Origin of the sequence: Sphingopyxis sp. YR583, assembly GCF_900108295.1 — a bacterium.
Classification (GTDB): domain Bacteria; phylum Pseudomonadota; class Alphaproteobacteria; order Sphingomonadales; family Sphingomonadaceae; genus Sphingopyxis.
The window spans coordinates 239,501-252,484 of the sequence record NZ_FNWK01000003.1; the positions used below are offsets into that span (position 1 = coordinate 239,501).

9 protein-coding genes are annotated in these 12,984 nt (G+C 63.8%); 2 read left to right on the plus strand and 7 right to left on the minus strand.

The window, feature by feature from the left end:
• Positions 1-63 precede the first annotated feature (63 nt).
• From BLW56_RS16725 to BLW56_RS16745, 5 genes are read right to left on the minus strand one after another with little or no spacing between them, the layout of a single operon-like run.
• Positions 64-903 (minus strand): rhamnogalacturonan acetylesterase, encoded by an 840-nt coding sequence (locus BLW56_RS16725; protein ID WP_093511846.1) that lies wholly within the window; start codon positions 901-903, stop codon positions 64-66.
• The gene (locus BLW56_RS16730; RefSeq protein WP_093511848.1) at positions 903-1,655 is read right to left on the minus strand and encodes an SDR family NAD(P)-dependent oxidoreductase; all 753 of its coding nucleotides are present in this window, start codon (positions 1,653-1,655) and stop codon (positions 903-905) included. Before BLW56_RS16730 ends, BLW56_RS16725 begins: the two co-directional genes overlap by 1 nt.
• Before the next feature lie 13 nt (positions 1,656-1,668).
• On the minus strand, positions 1,669-2,952 hold the full coding sequence (locus BLW56_RS16735) for an MFS transporter (RefSeq protein ID WP_093511850.1): 1,284 nt from the start codon (positions 2,950-2,952) through the stop codon (positions 1,669-1,671).
• Positions 2,949-5,108 (minus strand): heparinase II/III domain-containing protein, encoded by a 2,160-nt coding sequence (locus BLW56_RS16740; protein ID WP_256203588.1) that lies wholly within the window; start codon positions 5,106-5,108, stop codon positions 2,949-2,951. Before BLW56_RS16740 ends, BLW56_RS16735 begins: the two co-directional genes overlap by 4 nt.
• Positions 5,105-7,288 carry a polysaccharide lyase 6 family protein gene (locus BLW56_RS16745; protein WP_093511853.1) on the minus strand — a complete coding sequence of 728 codons (2,184 nt, stop codon included), beginning with the start codon at positions 7,286-7,288 and terminating at the stop codon, positions 5,105-5,107. Before BLW56_RS16745 ends, BLW56_RS16740 begins: the two co-directional genes overlap by 4 nt.
• Before the next feature lie 177 nt (positions 7,289-7,465).
• On the opposite strand from BLW56_RS16745, the gene BLW56_RS16750 reads away from it, so the two are divergent.
• On the plus strand, positions 7,466-10,504 hold the full coding sequence (locus BLW56_RS16750; protein ID WP_093511855.1) for a TonB-dependent receptor: 3,039 nt from the start codon (positions 7,466-7,468) through the stop codon (positions 10,502-10,504).
• Between the two features lie 51 nt (positions 10,505-10,555).
• Here BLW56_RS16750 and BLW56_RS16755 read toward each other — a convergent pair whose 3' ends face one another.
• Together BLW56_RS16755 and BLW56_RS16760 are read right to left on the minus strand one after the other, a co-directional pair.
• Entirely contained in the window at positions 10,556-11,155 is a 600-nt protein-coding gene (locus tag BLW56_RS16755) for an NADPH-dependent FMN reductase (protein WP_093511857.1), read from the minus strand.
• Between the two features lie 10 nt (positions 11,156-11,165).
• A complete protein-coding gene (locus BLW56_RS16760; protein ID WP_093511859.1) occupies positions 11,166-11,930 on the minus strand; it encodes a phytanoyl-CoA dioxygenase family protein in 765 nt (254 codons plus the stop codon).
• A 108-nt stretch (positions 11,931-12,038) separates the two neighbouring features.
• Here BLW56_RS16760 and BLW56_RS16765 point away from each other — a divergent pair, with 108 nt between their 5' ends.
• Positions 12,039-12,956 carry a LysR substrate-binding domain-containing protein gene (locus tag BLW56_RS16765; RefSeq protein ID WP_218140542.1) on the plus strand — a complete coding sequence of 306 codons (918 nt, stop codon included), beginning with the start codon at positions 12,039-12,041 and terminating at the stop codon, positions 12,954-12,956.
• The last annotated feature ends 28 nt before the right edge of the window (positions 12,957-12,984 follow it).

The window sequence follows — 12,984 nt, forward strand, 5'->3', positions numbered from 1 at the left end:
AGCCATTTTGTCAACAAAATCGTATGGCAAATTGGTTAGTCCAAATTGCCATACGATACTTCATCAGCGAACGAGCTGGCTCCTGAGCCCCGGCACCGCACGGGCAAGCGCCTGCGTCACAAGCTTCGCCGTTACCTCAGCCCCGATATCTCCGAGGTGGGTATAATCGAACTTGCGCGTCACCTGTCCGCGCGCCCCATCGCCCGTAATCGGTACCGGTTCAGGCGGCGCCGGCCGCGCGGTCAGCGTGGTGCCCGCCTTCGCCGCAGCCAGTTCCCCGTCGGTCGGCGGTTCCTGCGCGAGCTTGGTCGCCATCTCCGCGCCCATCTCTTGCGCCTGTGCGGCGCTGAGCGCGTTGAGGTCGACGAGCGGCACGTCCATGGCCTTGGCGACCGCGCGCACCTGGTCGGACCAGCTCGCGAGCGTGTTCCTGAGCTTGCCGTCCTTAAACTCGCGGCGTGTCAGCGGCGTGACGAGCACCGGCGTTGCCCCCGCCGCCCTCACCTCTTCGACGAAGCGGCGGAGGTTGGCGGGGAATTCGGTCGCCTCGTCTGTCCAGCGCTCGGATTTGGTCGACTGGTCGTTATGCGCGAACTGGATCAGCACCCAGGTGCCGCGATAGCCCGGCACCTTCGCCTCGGCGAGCGCGATGTCCCAGCCCCCTTCCTGCCGATAGCTGCGCGTGCTGCGCCCGCCCCGGCCGGCGTTGACGCAAGCAACCGACGATTTGACATGGCGCGAGCAGAACGCCCCGCCCCAGCCGCTGTGCGGTGCCATCGTCGAATCGCCGACAAGGATGATCTTGTACGGCTCGAGCGGCGGCGCATCGGTCCGCTCGCGCGTCTGGGCCTGCGCCCCGCTCGCGAGCAGGGCGACGATGGCCGTCGCGAGGAGCCGGCGCATCAGGAGAAGCCCAGCCCGCCGTTGATGTCGAGGCAGACACCCGCGAGGAAGCTCGCCGCCGGCGACGCCAGATAGACGATCGTATCGGCGACCTCGTCGGGATGGCCTTCGCGGCGCAGCGGCGTGTTGCCCGCGGTCGCGGCGCGGCCCTCGGGCTTCGAGAAAATGTCGTGGAAGCTTGTGCCGATCAGGCCCGGGCAGACGGCGTTGACGCGAATGCCCTGCGGCCCAAGCTCCTTTGCCATCGAGCGGGTGTAGGTCATCAGCGCACCCTTCGCCGTCGCATAGACCGACGCGCCCGGACCGCCACCGTCACGGCCGGCGAGCGACGACACGTTCACGACCGCCGATCCTTCGCCGAGGAAGGGCTGCGCCGCTTGGAGGACGAGGAAGACCGACTTCAGATTGAGCGTCATAACCTGATCGAAGAAGGCCTCGTCCATTTCGCTGAGCGTCTTGCGCGCAACCATGCCGCCCGCAAGGTTGACGAGAATGTCGAGCCGGCCGCTGAACGCGATGCCGACTTCGTCGAGCATCGCCTTGACCGCATTGCTGTCGGTGACGTCGGCCTGGATCAGAAAGGCGTCGCCGCCAGCGTCCTTGATCGTCTTCAGCGTGTCCTCGGCGGCTTCGCGGCCGCTGTTGTAGTTGATCGCGACGCGGACGCCGGCACGCGCGAGCGCGATCGAGACCGATCGGCCGATGTCGCGTCCGCCGCCAGTGACAAGCGCGGTTTTCCCCTGGAGGTTCATGTGATGCAGTTCCTTATTCTTGGGTGTTGGTGGGTTGGGTGACGACCGGTTCGACGCGTCCGCCGATCAGCCAGAAACAAAGGAAGGAGATCGGTACGATCGCGGCGCTGAGCGCAAAGATCGGGGCATAGCTCGTCTTGGTGAGCACCGGGACAAGCCAGGTGGTGATCAGCGTGCCCGCGACCGCGGCGGTGCCGCTGATCCCGGCAAGGCTGCCGACGGCGCCGCCACCGAAATAGTCGCTCGGTAGCGTCTGGATATTTCCGATCGCCATCTGGAACCCGAAGAGGATGCAGGCGATCAACAGCACCGCGGAAAGCGGCTCGCTGGCCCCGATGGTGAACAGTAGCGCCGGTAGCATGATCGCGCAGCCGATCGCGATCGTCAGCGTGCGCGCCTTGTGGACCCCGCCGCCGTTGCTGATGATCCGCCCCGAAAGCCAGCCACCGAACAGGCTGCCGAGCATCGCGCCGACGAAGGGCACCCATGCGAAGAGGCCGATCTGCTTGACGTCGAAGCCGAAGGTTTCGGCGAGATAGATCGGCAGCCACGACACGAAGAGCCACCACACGGGGTCGAGGAAAAAGCGCGACAGGATCACGCCCCAGCTCTGGCGATAGCGCAGCAGTTCGCCGAGCGGCACGCGGCGGCTGTCGTCGCGGCCCGCCTCGGTGCGGCCGGTCAGAATATAATCGCGCTCTTCCTCGCTGAGCCCCGGATGATTCTCAGGGTCGGCCTTGTAGAACCACAGCCAGGGCACAAGCCAGATGAAGCCGAGCACACCGATCAGCAGGAAGGTGCCGTGCCAGCCGAACTGGACGAACAGCAGCGCGATCAGCGGCGCCGAGATGATGCCGCCGAGCGATGCGCCGGCGTTGAAGATGCCCTGCGCCAGCGCGCGCTCGCGCGATGGGAACCACAAGGCGTTCGCCTTGGCCGCGCCGGGCCAGTTGCCCGCCTCGCTGACCCCGAGCGTTGCGCGCAGGACGAGGAGCAATGGCATCGAGCGCACCAATGCATGGGCTGCAATCGACAGCGACCAGACGACGATCGAAATGGTGAAGCCCATCCGTGTGCCGATCGCGTCGAAAATGCGCCCGAAGATCGATTGGCCGAAGGCGTAGAAGACCATGAAGATCGTCACCAGTAGCGCATAATCTTCCTTGGTGGCGCCGATCTCCTTCGACACTTCGGGCCACATCACGGCGAGCGCGTTACGGTCGATATAATTGATGACCGTGGCGAGCGCGATCAGCGCTATGACGCACCAGCGGAAGCGGCCCTTGATATTGCTCATTTCTTCGCTCCGGTTTTGGCGAGGTCGAGGCGCCCGACGGGGCCGGTCCATGCAAGGGTGCGGCCATCGATGGTGACGCTGTGCTTCGCATTCGCCGCAACATCCTCGGCGACCGCCAATGCGATCCGACGCCCGTCAAAGAGAGTGACGAGCACGATATCGACACCCTTTTCCTTGCGATGTTGGAGCGCCGACACACGCGCGCTGCTCGCGACTACCGTCTCAGCCGACGCGTCATAGGCGCCGTGCGGTTCGAGCAGGCTGACGAAGGTCGCATCGCCCGCGCCGTCAACGCGCTGGATCACCACGGGCTCGCGGCGCAGGTTGAATTCGGGATCGTTCGCACCGCTTTCGGCGACGATGAAGCGCGCGCCCGCGGGCGGCAGCATATGGTAGCTGTAGAAGCGACTGCCCTGCATCCATGTCAGCCGCGCCTTCCCGGCCTTGGTGCCTTCGCCGTCGACCCACAGATGCTCATAGCCGTTCGCTTTGCCGAGCACCGGCCGTTCGGCAAGCTTGCGATCAAATGCGATGTCGCTGTCGATGATCTGCCCCGAAAAGTGCAGCGGCAGGTCATAGCGATGCCTGCCGCTGCCAGTCCCGTGGAGGATATCGAGCGTGAGGGGGTTGGCGAGGCCTTCGACCTCGACGAGCAGCAGCGCGCGGCGGATTTTGACATCCTTGTACGCGCTGTCGATTTCGCCGATCGCATAGCGCGTCGGGCCTTCGAGCGACGCCGCGAGTTGACGCGTTCCGGATTTCTCGCCGGCCTTCCAGTCGCCTGCGAAATGGCTTTGCTCATCGACGACCAGCGCGTTGTGCGCAATCGTCGCACTTGCCCAGCTGTCATTTTCGGGAAGATAGCGCCCGCCGCGCTTCGCCTCGACATTCAGGAAGCGTGCGGCGCCATAGTCGGTCACGACCGCGCCGGTCTCGTCATAATAAAGCCAGCCGAGCCGGTCGAAATGACCATGCCCCATGCCCTGCACCGTGTTCTTGGCAACAAGCAGCGGACCAGTCGGATCGGCTTTGGTGCGCAGCAGGACGAGCGCACCGTCTTTGCCATCGGGGCCATCGGAGAGCAGCCGCGACCCGAACGGCCAAGGCTTGGCCTTGCCCGCGGCAAGGTCGGCCGCCATCGCCTGCCCCGCTGGCGTCAGCACCGTGCGCCTCTGCCCGTCGGCGATCGACAGGAAAGCAGGATCCTTCGTCGCGCCATAAGCGATCGCGACGGCGTGATAGAGTTCCTCGGTACGCAAGCTCTTGTCGGGCATCGCATCGTTGATCGGCAGGAAATAGCCGTCGTGCGTTACATCGATCGCGGTGCGGATCGCCTTCAGCACGATGCCGTCGCGATACTCGAAAATCTTGCGATCGGGATCATTCGCCGCGATCGCGGCTGCGAAGACAACGAAGGGTTGCAGCGCATAGCGTTGATAATAGGGGCCCTCGGCATAATAGCCGTCGGGTGAGAAGAGCAGGTCGAGCTGGCGTAGGAAGCCCGCCTTGCCGCTCTTGTCGAGCCCCAGCAGCGCCTTGTCGACAAGGTCACGGTCGCCGAGCAGATAGCCCGAAAGCCCGACGCCCGCCGCCGCCCAGGTCGCATGATTGTGAATGCGGTTGATCACCTCGGGCGACCCGTCCGAGAGGAAATGCGCCATCGGGCGGATCACCTGATCGTCGATACGCTTGCGGTCGGAGGCGGGCAAAGCATCGCGAATTTCGGCATAGCCCTGCACCGCATTCACGAGGAACACGCTGTCGTTGAGGCTCTGCCAGAATAGGCGGCCGGGAACCTGGTTCGACGCCGCGGGGTGCGGCCCGAGCTTCGGATAAAGGTCGGCATAGGCGAGCAGCAGGTCGCGAACATGGTCGCGATAACGAACGTCGTCGGTCAGGCGGAAAAGCTGTCCGCCCTCGAAGATCGTGCGGTAGTTGCGCTTGTGCTGCTCGTGGGTGAAGCCGCCGCCGGGATCCTTCGGCACGGGCACATTGATGCCCGCGCGGATCGACGCCTCAACGCCCGCCTTTGCGCGCTCGATCTCGGCAGCGAATAGCGGCGCGAACGCCTGCGCCGAAGCGGCCGGCGGGGTCTGTGCCGAAACGGGGAGAACCGGCAGCGCTGCTGCAAGGAGAAGGGCAATGGTCCGGTTCACGGGCGCGCCTCCATGACGTTGCCGACGATCTGACCGCGTGCGGGGCCTTTCCATGCCAGTTCCTCGATCCGCGGTTCGGGAGTCGCGGCAAAGGCGTTCGACGCGATCCGCGTTTCGGGGGCGCCGACCGAATGAATGACGAGGATGCCGTCCGACTTCGCAAAGTTGTTCTGTACAATATCGGCGTGCTGGGCGCCCGAGATGCGCAGCGACGCGCCATCGCGCCCGCTATCGGCGACGCTCGATCCGGTCATCGCAAACCACGGACCGAAGGTGCTTTCGTCGGTGCCCTTGCGCAACAAGTCGGCGACCATCGCAACGCGCGCAAAGCGGCTGCCGGTGATTGTCAGCCGCTCCATCGGATACCAGCCTTTGGGTTCCTGTTCGCCGGTTGCGACCACCACGACGCCCATCTCGGCGAAATCGCTGTTCGTGATGGTCACATCGTCGGCGAAGGTGCCGGGCGCAATCGCGATGCCGTCGAGCCGGCCCTTGCCGGGGCCGCGCACCGAAACGTCGCCAAGCGTTATATTATAGTTGGGAGCGACGCCGCTCCCGACCGCGATCAGCGCAGCTTCACCGGGCGCACCGCTTGCATCGATCGCGAGATTTTGGAGCTGTAATCCGCCCCCACCACCGATCTGCATCAACTGCGATGCGACGCGAAGCACAGGCTTGGCATCCTTTGCTCCCGCGATGGTCAGGCGGTGGTCCAGCGCGAGCGGCACCGCGACTTCGTAGATACCCGTCGCGAGCGCGAGCGTGTCGCCCGCCTTGGTCTCGGCCACTGCTTCCGCGAGCGAGGCGCCCGCAGCGAGCGACCGCGTGCTGCCCGCGCCGAATGCGGCTTCGGGCGCATCGCCGCGATACCAGCTCGCGCCGACCTCGGCTCGCGCCACCGGCTTCAGGTCGCGCGGAGCGCCTACCGCAGCAAGCGCCGGATCGACCGGGTAAAGCAGACCGTTGGCGGCGCGATCGAGCTTCACCTCGCGCTGTTCGACGCCCGCCCCCAGCAGTGGCTTCGCGACCTTTGCCTCCACATTGCCCGCCATCGCAATTCCGCCGATTTCGCCCTCGGCGCGGAACGGGTCCTGCCTTTTCGCACCAACGATCAAATTGCGATCGAACCGGCTGCCCGTCGGCGCGGCCGACCGTTCGGCGTCGGCGCCCGCGGCCAAAGTGATGCGCGCGCTATCGATGATGCTGTTGCCTTCGACCCGCGCGTTCGCGACCTGATGGTAGCGGTTGATCACCGAATTGGGCACGCCGTTCATCACGCTGATCGCGCTCTTGAACGAGGTGCCTGCGAGCCCCTCGAAATAATTGCCGCGCACGATCTGGTCGCGATTGATCACGCGAACGCCACCCGTGTCGGCGACGCCTTTGCCAAGGAAGATGTTGCGCTCGACGAGATTGCCGTTGCCGTGGCGAAGCACAAAGGCACCCTGCGCTTCGAGCACCAGATTTTCGCGGATGATATTGCCGCCTGACTTGATCGAGACGATCTCGACCTCGCCGCTGGTGCGGTCGAAGATATTGCGTTCGATGATGCTGTTCGACGCCGAGAGCGATTCCTCGCTGGTGCCGACGCGGATCGTCTCGCCGCCATTCGAGCCGAGCGGCGGGCGCGGGCCGAAATAATTGTGATCGATGCGGTGGCGGTTATCGAGCGGGTCGCCCGCGCGGCGGATCACCGCAAGCGTCACGCCCGCATTCGTCTTGCCCTCGAAATGCGAATGGTCGACGCGGTTGCCGGTGCCATAGAGCGCGACCCAGATATCCTCGGCGCGGCGGTCGGCCTTGCTATAACCGTCGATGACAACTTCGGTCACGCGCGTGTCGGTCGCGAGCGTTTTGGAATCGCGGCGGAAGCTGATCACCTCGTCAGTGGGACTCGCGCCATTTTTGAAGACGAGGCCCGAAACGAGCAAATGCTGCCCCCCGATGCGCAGATTCGACTGCCCGGTGAGCAGCACCTTGCCTTTGGTTTGCGCAGTCAGCGTGATCGGCTTGGTCGCGTTGCCGCTCCCCGTGAACACGATCTGGAAATCGCGCCATTCGCCATCGGCGAGGATGATCGTGTCGCCCGGCAGCGCCTTTTTCACGGCAGCTTTATATTGGGCTTGGTCCGACACCAGCATGTCGCGCGCCAGCGCCGGATGCGCCGTCGAAACCAACATCGCTACCGTCAGAACCGCTCTTATCTGCACTGCGCCTCACCCTTTTTTTGATTCTTGAGAACTGGACTATACAAGAGGTAGGACAATATCAACCGCATTTCGGTATACAAGATGGGTTGACATATTGGTCTGGCAAGACGAGCTTCCCGCAAAACAAAGCCATTGAGGGAGAGTGGGATGATTCGGGGCAGCCTGGTGCGCGTTTCGCGCGGCAAGATGAACTTCGCAGCGACACTGCTGGGCACGACGGCAATGGCCATGCAGGCCATACCGGCCTTTGCGCAGGATGCGGCCGCCGAAACCTCGACTGCCGACGATGCCGGCGATGATGCTATCGTCGTAACGGGCATTCGCAGTTCCCTTGCCACCGCGCTGGGCGAAAAACGCACCACCGATAATATCGTCGAGGTCATCCAGGCCGAGGATATCGGCAAGCTGCCCGACCAGAATCTTGCCGAAGTGCTGGAAAATGTCACCGGCGTTCAGATCACCCGCCAAGCCGGTGTCGGTAATGCGGTGCAGATCCGCGGCACCGATGCCAACCGCACCGAAATCAATGGCGTTTCGACCGTGGGATCGGGGGCGGGCCGTTCGGGCATCAGCTTCGAAGATCTGCCTGCCGCGCTGATCGCTTCGGTCGAGGTCACCAAGGTTCCGACGGCGCAGACGATCGAGGGATCGGTCGGCGGCACGATCAACCTGCGGACGATCCGCCCGCTCGACCTCAAGGACCCGCTGATCGCCGCCCGCGCCCAGATGGAGAACAGCGACCTGTCGAAGTCGACCCTGCCTCGCCTGTCAGCCACGCTCGGCAACCGGTGGGACACGGGCATCGGCGAAATCGGCATCGTGGTGAGCGGCAGCTATGCCCGGCAGGACGTCGCCTCGTTCAAGCCGCGAGTCGACCGCGACGCGTTGGTGCTTCCGGGCTCGGGCCCAAGCGCCGAAGCTTTTCCGTTCCTGCGTATCCAGTTCCTGCAGCAGGGGCTCGAGAATTACGAATATGAAACCTACAACGGCACTGCCGCGCTCGAGTGGAAGCCGAACGACGATCTGAAATTCTATTTCGACGCAACGCTGAACAACCAGCGCCGCGGCCAGCAGAGCCACCGCGTCCAGATTTCGGGCACCGCAACGCCTTCGGTCGTCGACGCCATGAACAACACCGATTTCGAGACGGTCGATTTTGGCTCGCTCAACGGTCCGAACGGCCCGATCGATCTTGGCAGCGTCGAGGCCGCGGTTGCCGGGACGATCGGGATCGGCGGCACGACCGGAAGCGTGGTCGATCCGAACCTGCGCACATCGAGCGATACCGGCGCGCGCGCAACCAAAAGCCGCGTCTTCGATTTCGGCACCGATTGGCAGGCAACCGACAAGCTGAACGTCCGCGCCGAGGTGTCGCTGTCGACCTCCAAATCCGATTTCCCGAACTTCTCGACCACACTCGACTTTATCAACCCGAACGGCCCGCAGCCCGTATTCGGTCGCAGCATCGACAATGGCGTGCCGATCGAATTCGACCTTCGCGGCGGCACACTTCAATTCGGCATCGATCAGGCGAGCCCCTTCGCGCCGACAACCGCCCAATTGCTCGATCCCGCAAACTATCAGCTACAACAGGTCACGCAGGGCGCCAACTCGACCGACAATCAGGAACGCGCCGCGCGTCTTGATTTCTCTTACGACACGACCGACCTCAACCCCTTCGTTACGTCGGTTAATTTCGGTTATCGCTGGAATCGGACATCGGCCGAGAACAGCGAATTCTCGAACAATGTCAGCCTGACCAACACGACCAGCGCGTGGAACCGCCCGTCGGGCGATCTGTTCTCCGACATATTGATCCCGGGCCCACGCAACTTCAACGCCGCGGATGGGCGCCGGCTCTATTTCCCCGACTTCCTGCTGATCGATGGCGGGCTGGCGTTCCGCGATCCGGCGAGCGTCCTGTCGTCGCTCAACGAAGCAATCGCCGCGAGCAACGCAGCACGGACGCAGGGCCCAGCGGTGGCTTCGCTGGCGACGCCGACCGAATCCTTTGCAGGCTTCTTCAAGATCAAGGAAACGACCAACGCTGCCTATTTCCAAGCGAATATGGAGGGCGAAATCGCCGGCATGCCGGTGCGCGGCAACGCGGGTTTCCGCTGGCTGCACACCAAGCTGTCGTCGACCGGCAATAATATCGCGAACGGGGCGGTCACGGGGCAGACGATCGCGAAGAGCTCATATAATTTTCTGCTACCGCGCTTCAGCCTTGTCCTCGAACCCGCGGACAAGCTGCTTGTCCGCGCGGGCATCGCGCGCGACATCCGTCGCCCGAACTTCGATACGCTGTCGACGTCCTTTTCGTTCGGCACCGGCGCGAACACACCGGTCGCGGTCGGCAACCCCGGCCTCGTTCCCGAAGCCGTGTGGTCGTTCGACCTTTCGGGCGAATATTATTTCGCGCCGTCGAGCCTGATCAGCATCGGCTTCTTCCACAAGAGCCGCACGAACCTCTTCGCGCAGCGGCAGGAAGATCCGGCGCCCAACCTCGATGCCAACGGCAATCTCAATATCTCGATCGATCCCGCCTGCCCCGGCGGCGGCATCTATAACCCGATCGCGAACCGCAACATCAACAACCCGATTCAGGGGGTCGGTATCTGCGTGCCGCGCAGCTCGACCTTCAACGTTCCGGGAACCACGACGCAGACGGGTATCGAAGTCGCATTCCAGCATGACCTGTCGGCATGGGAAGACATACTCGGTTTCGCCTCCGGCTTCGGCTTCATCGGCAACTTCACCTATCAGAAGGCGGGCGGGTCGGCGCGTGAATATCGCACCGCCGATGGTCCGCGGACGGTGTTCACGCAGCTCGGTTATCCCGGCTCTCAGGATCTGATCTCGCTGACCAACCTGTCGAAATATGCCTATAATGCGACGCTGTTCTACGACAAATACGGGCTCAACGCGCGTCTGCGCTACACATGGCGGTCGAGCTATGTGTCGAACGATCCGTTCTTCTTCGGCCTGCCGCTGATCAACGGCGCGCGCGGACAACTCAACGCCAGCATCAACTACGACATCACCGAGAATATCAATGTCGGCGTCGAGGGCATCAACCTGCTGCGCGGCGACCAGAACCAATATTGCGTGAACAACAAGGCGCTGCTCTGCTTCCAGGGCCTGACCGACCGCCGGATCACCGCCGGGATCAGCGTGAAGTTCTGATATACTCCGGTCGGACCGGAAGGCAGCAATGGTCTTCCGATCCGGCCGGCGTCAAGCCGTCACGACGGCCTTGCCCTGATCGGCAAAGGCGCGCTTCATGCGCGCAAAGGTCACGACCTGTCCGGTCATGATGTCGAGTTGCGACGCAATTCCGTGATCGGTCAAAATCCCGTCGGGATCGAAGAGCGGCTGGCTGCTGTTCGCGGTGACCGCCATGGGGGTCGGCCAACCGCGCAGCGCATGGGTGATCGAGCGCAGCGTCGCGAGCGTGGTGCCCGCCGCCTGCCATCCGCCAGCGACCGCGATCAGCCCGACCGCGCGACCGTCGAAATAGGGCTGCGCGTCGGACACAAGATCCTGCGCATAATCGAGCGCATTCTTGACCACCCCCGACACGGTGCCGTGATAGGCGGGCGAAGCGACAATAATGCCGTCGGCATCGCGCAGCGCGGCCATCAGCGCCTGTGCCTTCGAACAACGTTCGCTGCGGTGCGGGGCGTACATCGGAAGGTCGATGGCTTCGCCTGCGAAGAGCATGGTCGCCGCGCCTTCCGCTTCGCAGCGGATGAGCGCGTGGCGGAGCAAGCGTTCGGCCGAGCCGCCGGCGGTGGCGTTGCCGCCGAGTGCGACGATGCGGGGGCGATCGATCATGAGATCCTCCTTAGTTGAAGGTCACCTGGCTGCCGCCGCGCAGGAAAGCGATGGCGTTGCGGCGGAGGTGGTTGGTGCCGGGGTTGAGAATCGGCTCGGGCGAATATTGCGCAAGATAGACGCGGCGCATGTTCGGAGTGGAATTCGATCCGGTCGCGTGGAGAGCGAGGCTGGAGAAAGCGACGATGCTGCCGGCCGGAACCTCGAGCGTCACGCCTTCGCTGTCGCCGGTGTAGCCGACGAGGTCGTTGCTGCCCGGCTGACGGATGTGCGGGACGATGCCCTCGCGCGTTTCGGGCGCCTGCGAGAAAGGCAAGATACGTACGGTGCCGTTGGCGACCGTCGTATCGTCGAGCGTGCACCAGCAAGTCAGGTACGGCTTGTGATCGGCGGGGCCCCCGTTGCCGACGACATAACCCGAATCCTGGTGCCAGCTGAACGGCATGCCTTCGCTCGCGCCCTTCACGACATATTGGTCGTAGAAGAAATAAGCGTCGTCGCCGAGCGTCGCGCGGCAGACGTCGGCCATCGTTTCGCTGAACAACATATTCCGGAGATCGGGCTGCTGGCGCTGGCATTCGCCGGCGAAGTAACGCTTGCCCTTGTGGCTGATACCATCGACTTCGACGCCTAACGCGTCGAGGCGCGCGTTTTCGCGGTCGATCACGCGGCCGCATTCTTCGCGGAGCAGGTCGAGCAGCGGGCCTTCGAGGATGCGTTCGAAAACCGCATAGCCTTCGGTGGCGAATTGTTCGCGCTGCGCCGCATAATCCATCTTCACTCTCCCGTATCTTTTCGATCTTTACGCATATCGCAGAGGACGGTCATCGCATCCAATCGAATTGCATCCGCCGGTCATACGTCTATACTATGGCCTATGCGAATGAGACAGGTTGAGGCGTTTCGCGCCGTGATGATGAGCGGGGGCATTACCGCCGCCGCGACGATGCTCAACATCAGCCAGCCGTCGGTGAGCCGGCTGATCGCCGACATGGAGCGCGCGGTCGGTTTCCGGCTGTTCGACCGGCGCGGCGCGCGCGTGCATCCGACCGCGCAGGCGCAGGCGCTGTATGAGGCGGTGCGGCGAAGCTATGCGGGGCTCGACCTGCTCGATCAGGCGGCGCGGCGTATTCGCGCCCACCCCGTCGGGACGGTGCGGATCGCGGCGCTGGCGGCGATCGCGATGGCGATATTGCCCGCAGTGATCGCGCGCTTCCGTATCCTGTATCCCGACATCAAGATCATCGTGGAATCGCTGGGGCAGCGCGCGATCGAGGAGCGCGTGTTCCTGGGGCAAGCCGACCTGGGCGTCGGGGTCGATATGCAGGGACGCGAGGGCATAAGGTCGACCCCGCTCGCGCGCGCCGAATATGTGTGCATCCTGCCCGCCAATCACCCGCTGGCCGCGCGCGAGCGACTGGAAATTGCCGATCTGGCGGGCGAGGAGTTCGTCGGCCCGATGCACGAAGCCGATGCGCTGTGGACCGGGATCGACACCGCGCTGGAAACATCGGGCATCAGCGTGTCGCGACGGCTGGAAACGCAACATTCGCAGATATTATATGCCTTCGTCGAAGCCGGGCTGGGCGTGACGATCGCCGAACCGTTCAGCGCGCCGCGCTTTCATCGGCTGGGCGTCGCCGTGCGGCCCATCTCACCGCCGGTCTATCTCGATTTCGCGCTGCTGGAGCCCGATATCGGCCCGACGCCGGAGATTGTGGCGTGGCTGAACGCCGATGTGCAGCGCGAAACGGCGGCATGCCTTGCACATGTGCAAAAGGTCGTCTCGTCCAAGTCATAGCATTTGGACATAATATACCGACATTTCT